This is a genomic window from Streptomyces sp. NPDC058045, assembly GCF_042885635.1.
GTDB lineage: Bacteria > Actinomycetota > Actinomycetes > Streptomycetales > Streptomycetaceae > Streptomyces.
Genome location: NZ_JBHVRR010000079.1, coordinates 1 through 18445, shown reverse-complemented (window position 1 = coordinate 18445; position 18445 = coordinate 1). Strand labels below are relative to the sequence as shown.

Below are 18445 nucleotides of genomic sequence, written 5' to 3'. Positions count from 1 at the left end.
GGGGGGGGGGGGGGGGGCGCGGGGGGGGGGGGGGGGCCCCGCCCCGGGGGGGGGGGGGGGGGTGCCGCCCCCCTCCTGTTGGGGGGGGGGCGGCGGGGGCCCCCCCCCGCCGCCCCCCCCGCCCACGCCGCACTGCCCGCCACCCTGCATCTGACGGTGACCGCCGCCGCGGCCGGCGAGGAGAGCACGGCGCCACCGGCTCGCCACCGTGGCCCCGGCGCTGGCCGCGGCCGCTGTACTCGATCCGGCGGCGCTGAGTCCCGAAGAGGTCCAACTCGCCCTGGGAATGGCCGGGTTGGGGGAGGGCGGCGCACTGCCCGAGCGGATGGCGCCGGTGGCCGTGCTCCGGGCGCTGCCCGCGCCTGTGGCGCAGCGGCTGCTGCCGGAGGTCATCGGATGCCAGTACCGGGCCGCGTACTGACATCGCGGAGGGCGGTCCCGCGGTGGGTGCGGGACCGCCCTCCGGCGTGACGTTTCTGCCCGGTGACTCCGAGGCGGACGAGTCCTGGCCCGGTCAGGCGTCCTCGTGGGCCACGGCGCGGCGGGCATCCGCGTCCAGCACGCCCCAGCTGATCAACTGCTCGGTCAGCACCGAGGGCGACTGGTCGTAGATCACGGCCAGGGTGCGCAGATCGTCCTGGCGGATGGAGAGCACCTTGCCGTTGTAGTCGCCGCGCTGGGACTGGATGGTGGCCGCGTACCGCTGGAGCGGGCCCGCCTTCTCCGCGGGGACGTGCGCCAGCCGCTCCAGGTCGAGGACGAGCTTGGGCGGCGGCTCGGCGGCTCCGCCCGGCGTGGTGCCCGGCAGCAGCTCCTGCACCGGCACCCCGTAGAAGTCCGCCAACTCGGCCAGGCGCTGCACGGTCACGGCACGGTCGCCGCGCTCGTACGACCCGACCACGACCGCCTTCCAGCGTCCCTGGGACTTCTCCTCGACACCGTGGAGGGAAAGGCCCTGCTGGGTGCGGATCGCCCGGAGCTTGGCCCCGAGCTGTTTGGCGTATTCGCTGGACATATGGCTCCCCGGACACTGGACGACGAGCGGCTGTACCGCACGATGGTGACTCACTGTGAGGTTACGCAGCGTTACTCTCCCCCGTCAAGCCGAGCGGGGCCGCCCGATCACCGACCCCGCCCGCCACCGGCCGCCCGGCCCCCGCCGCAGCCGTACAAATCCGGCCTGATACGCTGGGCAGCGCAAATTTCCGACGTCCTTTAACGTCCGTCCCGTGAGGCGGAGAAGGAGGTCCGTTCCCATGGACGCGAACCGTACCGATGCCGCGCGCCCCGTTCTTGAGGGCCCCGACATCTCTCGCGTGATCACCCGCATCGCCCACGAGATCGTGGAGCGCGCCAAGGGCGCCGACGACGTGGTGCTCCTCGGCATCCCCACCCGCGGGGTGCACCTGGCCCGCCGGCTGGCCGCCAAGCTCGCGGAGATCACCGGCGCCGAGACGCCGCAGGGCTCCCTCGACATCACCATGTACCGCGACGACCTGCGGATGCAGCCACCGCGCACCCTCGCCCGCACCGACATCCCCGGTGACGGGGTCGACGGCCGCCTCGTCGTCCTCGTCGACGACGTGCTCTTCTCCGGCCGCACCATTCGCGCCGCCCTCGACGCGCTGAACGACATCGGCCGTCCGCGGGCCGTGCAACTGGCGGTGCTGGTCGACCGCGGCCACCGCGAGCTGCCCATCCGCGCCGACTACGTCGGCAAGAACCTCCCCACCTCGCTGCGGGAGACGGTCAAGGTGCAGCTCGCCGAGGAGGACGGCCGCGACACCGTGCTGCTCGGCCTCGCCCCCGAGACCCCCGCCGCCGCCCGCTAGCCCCCGTCACGCCCCACCCCGCGCGGGACGGTGCGCCGCCGCATGTCCGCGACCCGCGCCCACCCGCCCCACGGATCCACCCGAACCGTCCCGTACGGGACCCACGGACCCCAACGGAGCCTGACCAGATGCTGCGTCATCTCATCTCCGCCGCCGACCTCACCCGCGACGACGCCGTCCTCATCCTCGACACCGCCGAGGAGATGGCCCGCGTCGCCGACCGGCCGATCAAGAAACTCCCCACCCTGCGCGGCCGTACCGTGGTCAACCTCTTCTTCGAGGACTCGACGCGCACCCGGATCTCCTTCGAGGCGGCCGAGAAGCGCCTCTCCGCCGACGTCATCAACTTCAGCGCCAAGGGCTCCTCGGTCTCCAAGGGCGAGTCCCTCAAGGACACCGCGCAGACCCTGGAGGCGATGGGCGTCGACGCCGTCGTCATCCGGCACGGCGCCTCCGGCGCGCCCTACCGGCTCGCCACCTCCGGCTGGATCGACGCCGCCGTCATCAACGCCGGCGACGGCACCCACCAGCACCCCACCCAGGCCCTGCTGGACGCCTTCACCGTGCGCCGCCGCCTCATCGGCCGGGACGAGGGCCTCGGCCAGGACCTCGCCGGGCGCCGTATCACCATCGTCGGCGACATCCTGCACAGCCGGGTCGCCCGCTCCAACGTCGACCTGCTGCACACCCTCGGCGCCGAGGTCGTCCTCGTCGCCCCGCCCACCCTGCTGCCCGTCGGTGTGGAGCACTGGCCCTGCGAGGTCTCCTACGACCTGGACCGGGTGCTGTCGAAGAGCGACGCGGTGATGGTGCTGCGGGTGCAGCGCGAGCGGATGAACGCCGCGTTCTTCCCCACCGAGCGCGAGTACACCCGCCGCTACGGCCTGGACGCGGAGCGCATGGCGCGGATGCCCGGGCACGCCGTGGTGATGCACCCCGGCCCCATGGTCCGCGGTATGGAGATCACCGCCGAGGTCGCCGACTCCGACCGGTGCACCGTGGTCGAGCAGGTCGCCAACGGCGTCTCCATCCGGATGGCCGTCCTCTACCTGCTGCTCGGCGGCAACGAACCCGCGGTCAGCCACAGCCGTCCCACCACCGACGTGTCCGAGGAGAAGTGACACCATGAGCAAGATCCTGATCCGCGGCGCGCGCATCCTCGGCGGCGAACCGGCCGACGTACTCGTCGACGGCGAGACCATCGCCGCCGTCGGCCCCGGGCTGAGCGCGGACGACGCCGAGGTCGTGGACGCCGCCGGACACGTCCTGCTGCCCGGTCTGGTCGACCTGCACACCCATCTGCGTGAGCCCGGCCGGGAGGACTCCGAGACCGTCCGCACCGGCACCCGCGCCGCCGCCGCCGGCGGCTACACCGCCGTCCACGCCATGGCCAACACCTTCCCCGTCGCCGACACCGCCGGCGTCGTCGAGCAGGTGTGGCGCCTCGGCCGCGAGCACGGCTACTGCGATGTGCAGCCCGTCGGCGCCGTCACCGTCGGACTCGAAGGCCGCCAGCTCGCCGAACTCGGCGCCATGCACGAGTCCGCGGCCGGGGTCCGTGTCTTCTCCGACGACGGCAAGTGCGTCCACGACGCGGTGATCATGCGCCGCGCCCTGGAGTATGTGAAGGCCTTCGACGGGGTCGTCGCCCAGCACGCGCAGGAACCCCGGCTCACCGAGGGCGCCCAGATGAACGAGGGCGCGGTCTCCGCCGAACTGGGCCTGGCCGGCTGGCCCGCCGTCGCCGAGGAGTCGATCATCGCCCGCGATGTGCTGCTCGCCGCGCACGTCGGTTCCCGGGTGCACATCTGCCACCTCTCCACCGCCGGCTCGGTGGAGATCGTCCGCTGGGCCAAGTCCAAGGGCTGGAACGTGACCGCCGAGGTCACCCCGCACCATCTGCTCCTCACCGACGAACTGGTCCGCGGCTACGACCCGGTCTACAAGGTCAACCCGCCGCTGCGCACCGAGCGCGATGTGATGGCGCTGCGCGAGGCCCTCGCCGACGGCGCCATCGACTGCGTCGCCACCGACCACGCCCCGCACCCGCAGGAGGACAAGGACTGCGAGTGGGCCGCCGCCGCCATGGGCATGGTCGGCCTGGAGACCGCGCTGTCCGTGGTGCAGCACACCATGGTCGACACGGGGCTGCTGGACTGGGCGGGAGTCGCCGACCGCATGTCCGCCAAGCCCGCCGGGATCGGCCGCCTCGAAGGGCACGGCCGGCCCGTCGCCGAGGGCGAACCCGCCAACCTCACCCTGGTCGATCCGGCATACCGTGGAGCGGTGGACCCCGCGGGCTTCGCATCCCGCAGCAGCAACACCCCGTACCGGGACCGTGAGCTGCCCGGCCGTGTGACGCACACCTGGCTGAGGGGGCGCCCCACGGTCGTCGACGGGAAGCTTCTGTGACTGCGCACGCCAGCACCCTGCACCACCTCGCCCGCACCGCCCTCGCGGACGGCCGCCACTCGGCGCCCGTCACCGACTGGGCCGGCCGGATCGGCTGGGTCATCGGCCTGGCCCTCTTCGTCGCCCTGGTGTATTGGCTGATGCGGGAGGGCTGGAAGTGGCGGGCGACCCTCCAGGGCGACCTGCCCGCACTGCCCGAGCCGCCCGCGGAGCCCGGCGAGCCGCAGCTCACCTTCACCGGTCGCTACCACGGCTCCACCACCGCGGGCCAGTGGCTCGACCGCATCGTCGCGCACGGCCTCGGCACCCGCAGCCGGGTCGAGCTGACCCTCACCGAGCAGGGCCTGGACGTGGTCCGGCCCGGCGCCGCCGACTTCTTCGTGCCCGCCGGGCGACTGCGCGGCGCCCGCCTCGACAAGGGCATCGCCGGCAAGGTCCTCACCGAGGGCGGCCTGCTGATCGTCACCTGGGAGCACGGCGACCGGCTCCTCGACTCCGGCTTCCGCTCCGACCGCAGCGCCGAACACCCCCGGTGGGTCGAGGCCATCGACGCCCTCGCCACTGCACCCACCCCCAGTACCACCGGCACCATCCCGAAGAAAGGCGCGGAATGACGAACACGCCGACCGCCACCCCAGGAGCCGCGAAGGCCCCCGCCGTACTCGTCCTGGAGGACGGGCGCACCTTCCGCGGCCGCGCCTACGGAGCCGTGGGGGAGACCTTCGGTGAGGCCGTCTTCTCCACCGGCATGACCGGCTACCAGGAGACCCTCACCGACCCCTCCTACCACCGCCAGATCGTGGTGATGACCGCCCCGCACATCGGGAACACCGGCGTCAACGACGAGGACCCCGAGTCCCGCCGCGTCTGGGTCGCCGGCTATGTGGTCCGCGACCCGGCCCGCGTCCCGTCCAACTGGCGCTCCCGCCGCTCCCTCGACGAGGAGCTCACCGCGCAGGGCGTCGTCGGCATCAGCGGCATCGACACCCGTGCCCTCACCCGCCATCTGCGCGAGCGCGGCGCGATGCGCGCCGGCATCTTCTCCGGCAACGCACTCCCCGACGAGGGCACCATGCTCGCCGAGGTGCGCCAGGCCGCCGAGATGCGGGGCGCCGACCTCGCCGCCGAGGTCGCCACCGAGGAGCCCTACGTCGTCCCGGCCCTCGGCCCCGACGGCGAAACGCTTCCCCCGGGCACCGCCAGATTCACCGTCGCCGCCGTCGACCTCGGCATCAAGGGCATGACCCCGCACCGCATGGCGGAACGCGGCATCGAGGTCCATGTACTGCCCGCCACCGCCACCGCCGACGACATCTACGCCGTGGAACCGGACGGGGTGTTCTTCTCCAACGGGCCCGGCGACCCGGCCACCGCGGACGGCCCCGTCGCCGCGATGCGCGCCGTCCTGGACCGCGGCACGCCCCTCTTCGGCATCTGCTTCGGCAACCAGATCCTCGGCCGCGCCCTCGGCTTCGGCACCTTCAAGCTGAAGTACGGGCACCGCGGCATCAACCAGCCGGTGCAGGACCGCACCACCGGCAAGGTCGAAGTCACCGCGCACAACCACGGGTTCGCCGTGGACGCCCCCCTCGACACGGTGTCCGACACCCCCTACGGCCGCGTCCAGGTCTCCCATGTCTGCCTCAACGACAACGTGGTGGAGGGCCTGCAACTCCTCGACCGGCCCGCGTTCAGCGTCCAGTACCACCCGGAGGCGGCCGCCGGCCCGCACGACGCCGCCTACCTCTTCGACCGCTTCACCGCTTTGATGAGCGCCACCCCGATGGAGGCCGAGCGTGCCTAAGCGCACCGACATCCAGTCCGTCCTGGTCATCGGCTCCGGCCCGATCGTCATCGGCCAGGCCGCCGAGTTCGACTACTCCGGCACCCAGGCCTGCCGCGTCCTCAAAGCCGAGGGCCTCCGCGTCATCCTGGTCAACTCCAACCCGGCGACGATCATGACGGACCCGGAGATCGCCGACGCCACCTATGTCGAGCCGATCACCCCCGAGTTCGTCGAGAAGATCATCGCCAAGGAGCGGCCCGACGCGCTGCTCCCCACCCTCGGCGGCCAGACCGCCCTCAACGCCGCGATCTCCCTGCACGACGCCGGCACCCTCGGCAAGTACGGCGTGGAGCTGATCGGCGCCAACGTCGACGCCATCAACAAGGGCGAGGACCGCGACCAGTTCAAGGACGTCGTCGCCGAGGTCCGCCGCAAGACCGGGCACGGCGAGTCCGCCCGCTCCGTCATCTGCCACACCATGGACGACGTCCTCGGCGGCGTCGAGCAGCTCGGCGGCTACCCGGTCGTGGTCCGCCCCTCCTTCACCATGGGCGGCGCCGGCTCCGGATTCGCCCACGACGAGGACGAGTTGCGCCGCATCGCCGGCCAGGGCCTCACCCTCTCCCCGACCACCGAGGTGCTCCTGGAGGAGTCCATCCTCGGGTGGAAGGAGTACGAGCTGGAGCTGATGCGCGACAAGCACGACAACGTCGTGGTCGTCTGCTCCATCGAGAACTTCGACCCGATGGGCGTGCACACCGGCGACTCCATCACCGTCGCCCCCGCGATGACCCTCACCGACCGCGAGTACCAGATCCTGCGGGACATCGGCATCGCCGTGATCCGCGAGGTCGGCGTCGACACCGGCGGCTGCAACATCCAGTTCGCCGTCAACCCGGACGACGGCCGCGTCATCGTCATCGAGATGAACCCACGGGTCTCCCGGTCCTCCGCACTCGCCTCCAAGGCCACCGGCTTCCCCATCGCGAAGATCGCCGCCAAGCTCGCCGTGGGCTACACCCTCGACGAGATCCCCAACGACATCACCGAGAAGACCCCGGCCTCCTTCGAACCGACCCTCGACTACGTCGTGGTGAAGGCCCCCCGGTTCGCGTTCGAGAAGTTCCCGCAGGCGGACTCCACCCTCACCACCACCATGAAGTCCGTCGGCGAGGCCATGGCCATCGGACGGAACTTCACCGAGGCCCTCCAGAAAGCCCTGCGCTCCCTGGAGAAGAAGGGCAGCGCCTTCCACTTCACCGGCGACCCCGGCGACAAGACGGAACTCCTCCGGGACGCGGTACGCCCCACCGACGGCCGCATCAACGCCGTCATGCAGGCCATCCGCGCCGGCGCCGGCCCCGAGGAGGTCTTCGACGCCACCCGCATCGACCCCTGGTTCGTGGACCAGCTCTTCCTCATCAAGGAGATCGCCGACGAGCTGACCGCCGCCGCCGAACTCAGCCCCGCACTCCTCGCCGAAGCCAAGCGGCATGGCTTCTCCGACGCGCAGATCGCCGACATCCGCGGCCTGCGCGAAGACGTCGTCCGCGAGGTCCGGCACGCCCTCGGCATCCGCCCCGTCTACAAGACCGTCGACACCTGCGCCGCCGAATTCGCCGCGAAGACCCCGTACTTCTACTCCTCCTACGACGAGGAGAGCGAGGTCGCGCCCCGCGAGAAGCCCGCCGTGATCATCCTCGGCTCCGGGCCCAACCGCATCGGCCAGGGCATCGAGTTCGACTACTCCTGCGTCCACGCCTCCTTCGCCCTCAGCGACGCCGGCTACGAGACAGTCATGGTCAACTGCAACCCGGAGACCGTCTCCACCGACTACGACACCTCCGACCGGCTCTACTTCGAGCCGCTCACCCTGGAGGACGTACTGGAGATCGTGCACGCCGAGCAGCAGGCCGGACCCGTCGCCGGAGTCGTCGTCCAACTCGGCGGGCAGACCCCACTGGGCCTCTCCCAGGCACTCAAGGACAACGGCGTGCCCATCGTCGGCACCCCGCCCGAGGCCATCCACGCCGCCGAGGACCGCGGCGCCTTCGGCCGGGTACTCGCCGAGGCCGCCCTGCCCGCACCCAAGCACGGCACCGCCACCACCTTCACCGAGGCCAGGGCCATCGCCGACGAGATCGGCTACCCCGTCCTCGTCCGCCCCTCCTACGTACTCGGCGGCCGCGGCATGGAGATCGTCTACGACGAGACCCGGCTCGCCGCCTACATCGCCGAGTCCACCGAGATCAGCCCCACCCGCCCCGTCCTCGTCGACCGCTTCCTCGACGACGCCATCGAGATCGACGTGGACGCCCTCTACGACGGGCACGAGCTGTACCTCGGCGGCGTCATGGAGCACATCGAGGAAGCCGGCATCCACTCCGGCGACTCCGCCTGCGCCCTGCCCCCGATCACCCTCGGCGGCCACGACATCAAACGGCTGCGCGCCTCAACCGAGGCCATCGCCAAGGGAGTCGGCGTCCGCGGCCTGATCAACATCCAGTTCGCCCTCTCCGGCGACATCCTCTACGTACTGGAGGCCAACCCGCGCGCCTCCCGCACCGTGCCCTTCACCTCCAAGGCGACCGCGGTACCGCTGGCGAAGGCCGCCGCCCGGATCTCCCTGGGCGCCACCGTCGCCGAACTGCGCGCCGAAGGACTGCTGCCCGCCGACGGCGACGGCGGCACCCTGCCGATGGACTCACCGATCTCCGTCAAGGAGGCCGTGATGCCCTGGACCCGCTTCCGCGACATCCACGGCCGCGGCGTCGACACCGTCCTCGGCCCCGAGATGCGCTCCACCGGCGAAGTCATGGGCATCGACTCCGTCTTCGGCACCGCCTACGCCAAATCCCAGGCCGGCGCCTACGGCCCGCTGCCCACCAAGGGCCGCGCCTTCATCTCCGTCGCCAACCGCGACAAGCGCTCGATGATCTTCCCGGCACGTGAACTCGTCGCCCACGGCTTCGAGTTGCTCGCCACCTCCGGCACCGCCGAAGTCCTCAAGCGCAACGGCATCAACGCCACCGTCGTCCGCAAGCAGTCCCAGGGCGAGGGCCCGAACGGAGAGCAGACCATCGTCCAGCTCATCCACGCCGGCGAGGTCGACCTCATCGTCAACACCCCCTACGGCACCGGCGGCCGCCTCGACGGCTACGACATCCGCACCGCGGCCGTCGCCCGCTCCGTGCCCTGCCTCACCACCGTCCAGGCACTTGCCGCCGCCGTCCAGGGCATCGACGCCCTCAACCACGGTGACGTAGGCGTCCGTTCACTCCAGGAACACGCACACCATCTGACCGCGGCCCGCGACTAGCCCACCGAGGGGGACACCGAGAACGGTGTCCCCCTCGCCACGAGGACCCCGCATGTACCAGCTCTTCTTCCGTCTCGTCTTCCGCCGCCTCGACCCCGAGCGCGCCCACCACCTGGCCTTCGGCTGGATCCGCGGCGCCGCCCGCGTCCCCGTACTGCGCGTCTTCGCCGCCGCCGTCCTCGCCCCCCGCCACCGGGAACTGCGCACCGAGGCACTCGGCATGAGGATGCACGGCCCGTTCGGGCTCGCCGCCGGCTTCGACAAGAACGCCACCGGCATCGACGGCATGACCATGCTCGGCTTCGACCACGTCGAGATCGGCACCGTCACCGGCGAACCCCAGCCCGGCAACCCGCCCCGGCGCCTCTTCCGCCTCGTCCCCGACCGCGCCCTCATCAACCGCATGGGCTTCAACAACGACGGCTCCGCCCTGGTCGCCGCCCGCCTCGCCGCCCGCCGCCCCGTGTTCCGCTCCGTGGTCGGCGTCAACATCGGCAAGACCAAGGCCGTCCCCGAATCGGGTGCCGTCGCCGATTATGTCAAGTCCACCGAGCGCCTCGCCCGGCACGCCGACTACCTCGTCGTCAACGTCTCCTCCCCGAACACCCCCGGCCTGCGCGACCTCCAGGCCACAGAGCACCTGCGCCCCCTCCTCACCGCCGTACGCGAGGCCGCCGACCGCACCACCGGACCCCGCCGCGTCCCCCTCCTGGTGAAGATCGCGCCCGACCTCGCCGACGAGGACATCGACGCCGTCGCCGACCTCGCCGTCGAACTCGGCCTCGACGGCATCATCGCCACCAACACCACCATCGCCCGCGACGGCCTCGGCCTCACCTCACCCGCCGCCCTCACCGCCGAGACCGGCGGCCTCTCCGGCGCCCCCCTCAAGGAACGCTCCCTCGCCGTACTCCGCCGCCTCTACGCCCGCGTCGGCGACCGGCTCACCCTGATCGGCGTCGGCGGCATCGAGAACGCCGAGGACGCCTGGCAGCGCATCCTCGCCGGCGCCACCCTCGTCCAGGGCTACAGCGCCTTCGTCTACCAGGGGCCGTTCTGGGCCCGCGCCGTCCACAAGGGCCTCGCCGCCCGCCTGCGCACCTCCCCGTACGCCACCCTCGCGGACGCCGTCGGCGCCGGCGTCCGCCCCCGCGACCAGCACCGGAGGACCACGGCATGACCGCTCAGGAACCGTTCGGCGCCCGGCTGCGCCGCGCCATGGACACCCGCGGCCCGCTCTGCGTCGGCATCGACCCGCACGCAGCCCTCCTCACCGACTGGGGCGTGGGCGACGGGCTGGCCGGCCTGGAACGCTTCAGCCGCACCGTGGTCGAGGCCCTCGCGGAGCGCGTCGCGGTACTCAAACCGCAGAGCGCCTTCTACGAGCGGTTCGGCTCCCGCGGGGTGGCCGTACTGGAGCGGACCGTGGCGGAGGCCCGCGCCGCCGGAGCGCTCGTCGTCCTGGACGCCAAGCGCGGCGACATCGGCTCCACGATGACCGCGTACGCCGAGACCTTCCTCCGCCCCGGCGCCCCCCTCTTCGCCGACGCCCTCACCGTCTCGCCCTACCTCGGCTACGGCTCGCTGCGCTCCACCGTCGACCTGGCCCGGGAGAACGGCTGCGGCCTCTTCGTACTGGCCCTCACCTCCAACCCGGAGGGCGCCGAGGTGCAGCACGCGGTGGACGGCGGGGGCCGCTCGGTGGGCGCGACCGTGCTGGCCCGGCTCGCCGCGGAGAACGCCGGCGCCGCACCGCTCGGCTCCTTCGGCGCGGTCGTCGGCGCCACCCTCGGCGACCTGTCCTCCTACGACCTGGCGATCAACGGCCCGCTGCTGGCGCCCGGCATCGGAGCCCAGGGCGCCACCCCCGCGGACCTCCCGGCGGTGTTCGGCGCGAGCGTCCACAACGTGCTGCCCAGCGTCAGCCGCGGAGTGCTGCGGCACGGTCCCGGGGCGGGGGCGCTGCGGGAGGCCGCGGACCGCTTCGCGGACGAGGTGCGGACCGCGCTGGCCGCGGACTGAGGCGCGGGCCGCCGTTATCGCTCGGGCGTTCTCCCAGGTGGCGGGCGGCGGCCAGGAAGGCGTCCGGTAACCGAAATCCGGGGTGATTTCGTGGCTAATGTCCGGTTCGGCGGAGGCTGACCAGGACTTTTCGACTGTTCTCGCTGACTCGGGCGGACTTGGCCGCTAGTCTCCACCGAGAGCGAACGGGCGAACGTCCTGCCCCGCAGCTCACCAGGTGGGGGCCAAGGCGTTCCCGCCGCACCGAATTCGACATCCGACAGTTCGACATCCGAGGTGACGTAGGCGTGGCTCTTCCGCCCCTTACCCCAGAACAGCGCAAAGCCGCGCTCGACAAGGCCGCCGCGGCTCGCCGGGAGCGGGCCGAGGTCAAGAATCGACTCAAGCACTCCGGCGCCTCCCTTCACGAGGTCATCAAGCAGGGCCAGGAGAACGACGTCATCGGCAAGATGAAGGTCTCCGCCCTCCTGGAGTCCCTCCCCGGCGTGGGCAAGGTCCGCGCCAAGCAGATCATGGAGCGTCTGGGCATCTCCGAGAGCCGCCGGGTGCGCGGCCTCGGCTCCAACCAGATCGCCTCCCTGGAGCGCGAGTTCGGCGGCAACGCCGCCTGACCTTCCGGCCGCGGGGCCGGGGGCGAGCCCCCGCCGTCCCGCGCCCGGAAGCGGGCAGCGACCGCCTGAGCGGGTGCGCGTTTCCGGGCACCCGCGGGAAGCTGGATAATCGCTCCATGGCTGCAGCATCCCGGGGGGCGACCCCCGCATCCCCGGAAGTACGTCCGCGGCTGACCGTGCTCTCCGGCCCCTCCGGGGTCGGCAAGAGCACGGTCGTCGCCCATATGCGTAAAGAGCACCCCGAGGTCTGGCTGTCGGTGTCGGCCACCACCCGGTCCCCGCGCCCCGGCGAGCAGCACGGCGTGCAGTACTTCTTCGTCTCCGACGAGGAGTTCGACAAGCTGGTCGCCAACGGTGAACTCCTCGAATGGGCCGAGTTCGCCGGCAACCGCTACGGCACCCCGCGCGGGGCCGTCACCGAGCACCTGGAAGGCGGCGAGCCGGTCCTGCTGGAGATCGACCTCCAGGGCGCCCGGCTGGTCCGCGAATCCATGGCCGACGCCCAACTCGTCTTCCTCGCCCCGCCGTCCTGGGAGGAACTCGTCCGCCGCCTCACCGGCCGCGGCACCGAACCACCCGAGGTCGTCGAGCGCCGCCTGGCGGCCGCCCGCGTCGAGCTGGCCGCGGAATCCGAGTTCGACACCACCCTGGTCAACACCTCCGTCGAGGACGTCGCCCGCGAGCTGCTAGCCTTGATGGACGTTGTGTGATCGTTGTTCGATCTGTAGACGTGTACCCGTCTTTCCCCCCTTTCGGAAGGTAGAGCGTGTCCTCTTCCACGACCGCGCCCGAGGGCATCATCAACCCGCCGATCGACGAGCTGCTTGAGGCCACCGACTCGAAGTACAGCCTCGTGATCTACGCGGCCAAGCGTGCCCGCCAGATCAACGCGTACTACTCCCAGCTCGGCGAGGGCCTGCTGGAGTACGTCGGTCCCCTCGTCGACACCCACGTCCACGAGAAGCCCCTGTCGATCGCCCTGCGCGAGATCAACGCGGGCCTGCTGACCTCCGAGGCCGTCGAGGGCCCGGCGCAGTAACACCGGCAACCGCGGCCCCGCCCCCGGCGGACCACCGCGGCACCACTGGCCCGGCAGCCCACTGCCGGGCCAGTGGTGTGACCGGGCCCACCGCCCCGCGGTGACCAGCACGGGGTGACCCACACGAGCGCGGGGAGGCGCAGTGGCCGCACAGCCCACCGAGGACCGGACCGGCCGGACCGGAAAGCCCAGAGTCGTCCTGGGCGTCAGCGGCGGCATCGCCGCCTACAAGGCATGTGAACTGCTCCGCCGCCTCACCGAATCCGGCCACGACGTGCGCGTCGTCCCCACCGCCGCCGCCCTCCACTTCGTCGGCGCCCCCACCTGGTCCGCCCTCTCCGGCCACCCCGTCTCCACCGAAGTCTGGGACGACGTCCACGAGGTACCCCACGTCCGCATCGGCCAGGAAGCCGACCTCGTCGTCGTCGCCCCCGCCACCGCCGACCTCCTCGCCAAAGCCGCCCACGGCCTCGCCGACGACCTCCTCACCAACACCCTCCTCACCGCCCGCTGCCCCGTCGTCTTCGCCCCCGCCATGCACACCGAGATGTGGGAACACCCCGCCACCGCGGAGAACGTCGCCACCCTCCGCCGCCGCGGCCACCTCGTCATCGAACCGGCCGTCGGCCGCCTCACCGGCACCGACACCGGCAAAGGCCGCTTCCCCGACCCCGCCGAGATCTTCGAACTCTGCCGCCGCACCCTCACCCGCGGCACCCGCCCGGCCGACCTCGCCGGCAAGCACGTGGTGATCAGCGCCGGCGGCACCCGCGAACCCCTCGACCCCGTCCGCTTCCTCGGCAACCGCTCCTCCGGCAAACAGGGCTACGCACTCGCCCGCACCGCCGCCGCCCGCGGCGCCCGCGTCACCCTCCTCGCCGCCAACACCGCACTGCCCGACCCGGCCGGCGTGGACGTCGTCCCCGTCGGTACCGCCGTCCAACTCCGCGAAGCCGTCCGCGAAGCCGCCGCCGAAGCCGACGTCGTCGTGATGGCCGCCGCCGTCGCCGACTTCCGGCCCGCCCACTACGCCACCGGAAAGATCAAGAAGCAGGACGGCCGCGAACCCGAACCGATCACCCTCGTCCGCAACCCCGACATCCTCGCCGAAACCGCCGCCGACCGGCCGCGCCCCGGACAACTCGTCGTCGGTTTCGCCGCCGAGACCGACGACGTCCTCGCCAACGGCCGCGCCAAACTCCGCCGCAAAGGCTGCGACCTGCTCGTCGTCAACGAGGTCGGCGAACACCGCACCTTCGGCACCGAGGAGAACGAAGCCGTCGTCCTCGGCGCCGACGGCACCGAGACCCCCGTCCCGCGCGGCCCCAAAGAAGACCTCGCCGACACCGTCTGGGACCTCGTCACCGCCCGCCTGACCTGACCCCGCCCCCGCCCGGCCGAGCCGACGCACCCGGGCCGATGCGCAGCCCGAGTGAAACCCGCACCACCCCCGGCGCACCCTCCCAACCGCCGCAACCACCCGACCACAGCCCTCCCCGCACCCCGCCGCGGCCACCCCCAGGCAGCGGGTGCCGCACATCACACGACTCCCAAGTGACGAGACACCCGGGACGGCGGCCGAAACGGCCGGATAAGCTGGTTGCGGACGACGCCGGGCGCAGCTCCCGGCCACTCCACAAATGATCAGCCAGCAGCCGCTGCAACCACAGGGAGCGATGTGTCCCGCCGTCTGTTCACCTCGGAATCCGTGACCGAGGGCCACCCCGACAAGATCGCTGACCAGATCAGCGACACCATCCTCGACGCCCTTCTGCGCGAGGACCCCACCTCCCGAGTCGCCGTGGAAACCCTCATCACCACCGGCCTCGTACACGTCGCAGGTGAGGTCACCACCAAGGCGTACGCACCGATCGCCCAACTCGTACGCGACAAGATCCTCCAGATCGGCTACGACTCCTCGAAGAAGGGCTTCGACGGCGCCTCCTGCGGAGTCTCCGTCTCCATCGGCTCCCAGTCACCCGACATCGCCCAGGGCGTCGACACCGCCTACGAGACCCGCGTCGAAGGCTCCGAAGCCGAACGCGACGCCCTCGACCAGCAGGGCGCAGGCGACCAGGGCCTCATGTTCGGCTACGCCTGCGACGAGACGCCCGCCCTGATGCCGCTGCCGATCCACCTCGCGCACCGCCTGTCCCGCCGCCTCTCCGAAGTCCGCAAGAACGGCACCATCCCCTACCTGCGGCCTGACGGAAAGACCCAGGTCACCATCGAATACGACGGTGACAAGGCGGCCCGCCTGGACACCGTGGTCGTCTCCTCGCAGCACGCCAGCGACATCGACCTCGAATCACTCCTGGCCCCCGACATCCGCGAATTCGTCGTCGAACCCGAGCTGAAGCAACTCGTCGAAGACGGCATCAAACTCGAAACCGACGGCTACCGGCTGCTGGTCAACCCCACCGGCCGCTTCGAGATCGGCGGCCCCATGGGCGACGCCGGCCTCACCGGCCGCAAGATCATCATCGACACCTACGGCGGCATGGCCCGCCACGGCGGCGGCGCCTTCTCCGGCAAGGACCCCTCCAAGGTCGACCGCTCCGCCGCCTACGCCATGCGCTGGGTCGCCAAGAACGTCGTCGCCGCCGGCCTCGCCTCCCGCTGCGAAGTCCAGGTCGCCTACGCCATCGGCAAGGCCGAACCCGTCGGCCTCTTCGTGGAGACCTTCGGCACCAACACCATCGACACCGGCAAGATCGAAACCGCCATCGGCGACGTCTTCGACCTCCGCCCCGCCGCCATCATCCGCGACCTGGACCTCCTCCGCCCCATCTACGCCCAGACCGCCGCCTACGGCCACTTCGGCCGCGAACTGCCCGACTTCACCTGGGAGCGCACCGACCGCGTCGACGCACTCCGCAAGGCCGCCGGGCTCTGAACCACCCCGCACCACCCGCGCCACCCACACGATCTGCCGGCCCGCACCCCCTCGACAGGGGTGCGGGCCGGCAGCATTTCCACCCCACCCGCAACACCCCCAACCCCCCCGCCGCCGAAGTTATCCACAGGCCCGCAGCAGTGTCCCCGCCTTCTGGTAGGAATGGCCCTACCAGCAACAACAAGGCGAAAGGAGGCGGCATGAGCAGCGCAGACAACCCACCACCCACCACGCCCGAACAACTCGCCCTCATCCGGGACACCGTCCGCAAAGCCCAGCCGCCCCGCGCCAAACCACGCACCTGGCGCGGCGCCCCACCAGCCCCCCACTGCCCCGTCGCCCGCGTCCTCGTCGACAAAGGCAACCTCCACCTCGACCGCCTCTTCGACTACGTCGTCCCCGAAGAACTCGACCAGCAGGCACAACCCGGCGTCCGCGTCCGCGTCCGCTTCGGCGCCGGAGCCCACCGCGTACGACAAGGACGACGCGAAGGCGGCGGCCTCGTGGACGGCTTCCTCATCGACCGCGTCGACACCACCGACTACACCGGACCCCTCGCCGCCCTCGCCCAAGTCGTCTCACCCGAACCCGTCCTCGACCCCGACCTCCTCGCCCTCGCCCGCGCCGTCGCCGACCGCTACGCCGGCAGCCTCGCCGACATCGTCCAACTCGCCATCCCCCCACGCCGCGCCAAAGCCGAAGCCCGCCCCACCCCACCCCCCCAACCCACACCCCCAGCACCCGCACCCGGCACCTGGACCCGATACCCCACCGGCCCCGCCTACCTCCAAGCCCTCACCGACGGCCAAGCACCCCGCGCCGTCTGGACCGCACTACCCGGACCCGACTGGGCCGAAGAACTCGCCCGCGCCATCACCGCCACCCTCGCCTCCGGCCGAGGCGCCCTCGCCGTCCTCCCCGACGGCCGCACCCTCGCCCGAGTCGACACCGCCCTCACCCACCTCCTCGGCCCCGACCACCACGCCGTCCTCACCGCCGACGCCGGCCCCGAAAAGCGCTACACCCAATGGCTCGCCGTCCACCGCGGCTCCGTCCGCGCCGTCATCGGCACCCGCGCCGCCATGTTCGCCCCCGTACCCGACCTCGGACTACTCGCCATCTGGGACGACGGCGACCCCAGCCACAGCGAACCCCACGCCCCCCAACCCCACGCCCGCGACGTCCTCCTGCTACGCGCCGCCCACCACCACTGCGGCTTCCTCCTCGGCGGCCACAACTGCACCGTAGAAGCCGCCCAACTCGTCGAATCCCACTGGGCGTTGCCACTCACCGCAGACCGCGAACAAGTACGGCGCGCCGCCCCCCGCATCCGCACCGTGGGCGACACCGACCTCGCCCGCGACGAAGCCGCCCGCGCCGCCCGCCTCCCCACCCTCGCCTGGGGAACAGTACGCGACGGCCTCCGCCACGGCCCCGTACTCGTCCAAGTACCCCGCCGCGGCTATGTACCCAGGATGGCCTGCGAACGCTGCCGCACACCCGCCCGCTGCCGCCACTGCGCAGGACCACTCCAAGCACCCTCCGCGGACACCCTCGCCTGCGGCTGGTGCGGACGACCCGAGCCGGAATGGCACTGCCCGGAATGCGGAGCGTTCCGCCTGCGCGCCCAAGTCATCGGCGCCCGCAGAACCGCCGAGGAACTCGGCCGCGCCTTCCCCACCGTGCCCGTCCGCACCTCCGGCCGCGAACACGTCCTGGACACCGTGCCCGACACCCCCGCCCTCATCGTCAGCACACCCGGCGCGGAACCGGTCGCCGACGGCGGATACGCCGCCGCCCTCCTCCTCGACGGCTGGGCCATGCTCAACCGACCCGACCTACGCGCAGGCGAGGAAGCACTCCGCCGCTGGCTCACCGCGGCCGCACTCGTCCGCGGCCAGGAAGCAGGCGGCACCGTCGTCATCGTGGCCGAACCGACACTGCGCCCCGTACAAGCCCTCGTCCGCTGGGACCCGGCCGGACACGCGATACGGGAACTGGCCGACCGCGCCCAACTCGGCTTCCCACCCGTCTCCCGCATGGCCGCCGTGTCCGGGAGACCGGAAGCCCTCGCGGAGTTCCTCGCCGAGACCGAACTGCCCGCCGACGCCGAAGTACTCGGCCCGGTCCCCGTAGCGCCACCCGACCGCAGAGGCACAGGCAGCGAGGACGGCTGGGAACGCGCCCTGATCCGAGTCCCACCAGGCAGCGGCGCCGCCCTCGCGGCCACCCTCAAAACAGCTCAGGCCACCCGCCTCGCCCGCACCACAAGCCGCAGCCGAACCGGCACCCCGGACCAGATACGCATCCGCATCGACCCGCAGGACATCGGATAGGCATCGGACAGGGGAGGGGGCGGGGGCGCGCGGTGCGGCAGCGATCGGCGCGCTGTGGAATGGGTGGGCGGGGGAGGCGTTGCCCCCCGGGACCGCCGGCCGGGCGCGGGGGCTGAGGGGGCGGGACGGGGGGGGGCCCACCACCCTGGACTCCCCGATCCTGATCAGGACCGCGGACATCGCCGGGGACGG

At 72.0% G+C, this 18445-nt stretch carries 16 protein-coding genes; 15 read left to right on the top strand and 1 reads right to left on the bottom strand.

Annotated features, from left to right (window positions below; genetic code table 11):
* Nucleotides 1–208 precede the first annotated feature (208 nt).
* Nucleotides 209–421 (top strand): hypothetical protein, encoded by a 213-nt coding sequence (locus ACFVST_RS27875; protein WP_390156362.1) that lies wholly within the window; start codon nucleotides 209–211, stop codon nucleotides 419–421.
* A gap of 93 nt (nucleotides 422–514) precedes the next feature.
* Here ACFVST_RS27875 and bldD read toward each other — a convergent pair whose 3' ends face one another.
* Nucleotides 515–1015: a transcriptional regulator BldD gene (gene bldD / locus ACFVST_RS27870; protein ID WP_028431622.1), complete on the bottom strand. Its 501-nt coding sequence runs from the start codon at nucleotides 1013–1015 to the stop codon at nucleotides 515–517.
* Nucleotides 1016–1256: 241 nt separating this feature from the next.
* Here bldD and pyrR point away from each other — a divergent pair, with 241 nt between their 5' ends.
* The 14 genes from pyrR (at nucleotide 1257) to ACFVST_RS27800 (ending at nucleotide 18253) form a co-directional block, all read left to right on the top strand.
* Nucleotides 1257–1832 (top strand): bifunctional pyr operon transcriptional regulator/uracil phosphoribosyltransferase PyrR, encoded by a 576-nt coding sequence (gene pyrR / locus ACFVST_RS27865; RefSeq protein WP_390156361.1) that lies wholly within the window; start codon nucleotides 1257–1259, stop codon nucleotides 1830–1832.
* A gap of 128 nt (nucleotides 1833–1960) precedes the next feature.
* Entirely contained in the window at nucleotides 1961–2953 is a 993-nt protein-coding gene (locus tag ACFVST_RS27860) for an aspartate carbamoyltransferase catalytic subunit (protein WP_390156360.1), read from the top strand.
* 4 nt (nucleotides 2954–2957) lie between these two features.
* The gene (locus ACFVST_RS27855) at nucleotides 2958–4244 is read left to right on the top strand and encodes a dihydroorotase (protein ID WP_390156359.1); all 1287 of its coding nucleotides are present in this window, start codon (nucleotides 2958–2960) and stop codon (nucleotides 4242–4244) included.
* Nucleotides 4245–4261: 17 nt separating this feature from the next.
* Nucleotides 4262–4858 carry a hypothetical protein gene (locus tag ACFVST_RS27850; RefSeq protein ID WP_390156363.1) on the top strand — a complete coding sequence of 199 codons (597 nt, stop codon included), beginning with the start codon at nucleotides 4262–4264 and terminating at the stop codon, nucleotides 4856–4858.
* Entirely contained in the window at nucleotides 4855–6048 is a 1194-nt protein-coding gene (gene carA / locus ACFVST_RS27845; protein WP_390156358.1) for a glutamine-hydrolyzing carbamoyl-phosphate synthase small subunit, read from the top strand. The genes ACFVST_RS27850 and carA overlap by 4 nt, the downstream gene beginning before the upstream one ends.
* Nucleotides 6041–9349 (top strand): carbamoyl-phosphate synthase large subunit, encoded by a 3309-nt coding sequence (gene carB, locus ACFVST_RS27840; protein ID WP_390156357.1) that lies wholly within the window; start codon nucleotides 6041–6043, stop codon nucleotides 9347–9349. The genes carA and carB overlap by 8 nt, the downstream gene beginning before the upstream one ends.
* A gap of 52 nt (nucleotides 9350–9401) precedes the next feature.
* On the top strand, nucleotides 9402–10529 hold the full coding sequence (locus ACFVST_RS27835; protein ID WP_390156356.1) for a quinone-dependent dihydroorotate dehydrogenase: 1128 nt from the start codon (nucleotides 9402–9404) through the stop codon (nucleotides 10527–10529).
* Nucleotides 10526–11371, top strand: a complete 846-nt coding sequence (gene pyrF, locus ACFVST_RS27830; RefSeq protein ID WP_390156355.1) for an orotidine-5'-phosphate decarboxylase — start codon at nucleotides 10526–10528, stop codon at nucleotides 11369–11371. The genes ACFVST_RS27835 and pyrF overlap by 4 nt, the downstream gene beginning before the upstream one ends.
* Before the next feature lie 287 nt (nucleotides 11372–11658).
* The gene (locus tag ACFVST_RS27825; protein WP_390156354.1) at nucleotides 11659–11982 is read left to right on the top strand and encodes an integration host factor; all 324 of its coding nucleotides are present in this window, start codon (nucleotides 11659–11661) and stop codon (nucleotides 11980–11982) included.
* 116 nt (nucleotides 11983–12098) lie between these two features.
* Nucleotides 12099–12692 (top strand): guanylate kinase, encoded by a 594-nt coding sequence (gene gmk, locus ACFVST_RS27820; protein ID WP_390156353.1) that lies wholly within the window; start codon nucleotides 12099–12101, stop codon nucleotides 12690–12692.
* A 56-nt stretch (nucleotides 12693–12748) separates the two neighbouring features.
* Nucleotides 12749–13021, top strand: a complete 273-nt coding sequence (gene rpoZ, locus ACFVST_RS27815) for a DNA-directed RNA polymerase subunit omega (RefSeq protein ID WP_189930582.1) — start codon at nucleotides 12749–12751, stop codon at nucleotides 13019–13021.
* A gap of 142 nt (nucleotides 13022–13163) precedes the next feature.
* Nucleotides 13164–14402: a bifunctional phosphopantothenoylcysteine decarboxylase/phosphopantothenate--cysteine ligase CoaBC gene (gene coaBC, locus ACFVST_RS27810; protein ID WP_390156352.1), complete on the top strand. Its 1239-nt coding sequence runs from the start codon at nucleotides 13164–13166 to the stop codon at nucleotides 14400–14402.
* A gap of 297 nt (nucleotides 14403–14699) precedes the next feature.
* Complete coding sequence (metK, locus tag ACFVST_RS27805) at nucleotides 14700–15917, top strand: methionine adenosyltransferase (RefSeq protein WP_390156351.1); 1218 nt, start codon at nucleotides 14700–14702, stop codon at nucleotides 15915–15917.
* Between the two features lie 200 nt (nucleotides 15918–16117).
* Nucleotides 16118–18253, top strand: coding sequence for a primosomal protein N' (locus ACFVST_RS27800; RefSeq protein ID WP_390156350.1), 2136 nt, complete (start codon nucleotides 16118–16120; stop codon nucleotides 18251–18253).
* Nucleotides 18254–18445: the final 192 nt, after the last annotated feature.

Excerpts from the sequence above, each read along its gene's own strand:
- bldD (WP_028431622.1), bottom strand. The coding sequence starts at position 1,015 with ATGTCCAGCGAATACGCCAAACAGCTCGGGGCCAAGCTCCGGGCGATC.
- pyrR (WP_390156361.1), top strand. The coding sequence starts at position 1,257 with ATGGACGCGAACCGTACCGATGCCGCGCGCCCCGTTCTTGAGGGCCCC.
- ACFVST_RS27860 (WP_390156360.1), top strand. The coding sequence starts at position 1,961 with ATGCTGCGTCATCTCATCTCCGCCGCCGACCTCACCCGCGACGACGCC.
- ACFVST_RS27855 (WP_390156359.1), top strand. The coding sequence starts at position 2,958 with ATGAGCAAGATCCTGATCCGCGGCGCGCGCATCCTCGGCGGCGAACCG.
- carA (WP_390156358.1), top strand. The coding sequence starts at position 4,855 with ATGACGAACACGCCGACCGCCACCCCAGGAGCCGCGAAGGCCCCCGCC.
- ACFVST_RS27835 (WP_390156356.1), top strand. The coding sequence starts at position 9,402 with ATGTACCAGCTCTTCTTCCGTCTCGTCTTCCGCCGCCTCGACCCCGAG.
- pyrF (WP_390156355.1), top strand. The coding sequence starts at position 10,526 with ATGACCGCTCAGGAACCGTTCGGCGCCCGGCTGCGCCGCGCCATGGAC.
- gmk (WP_390156353.1), top strand. The coding sequence starts at position 12,099 with ATGGCTGCAGCATCCCGGGGGGCGACCCCCGCATCCCCGGAAGTACGT.
- ACFVST_RS27800 (WP_390156350.1), top strand. The coding sequence starts at position 16,118 with ATGAGCAGCGCAGACAACCCACCACCCACCACGCCCGAACAACTCGCC.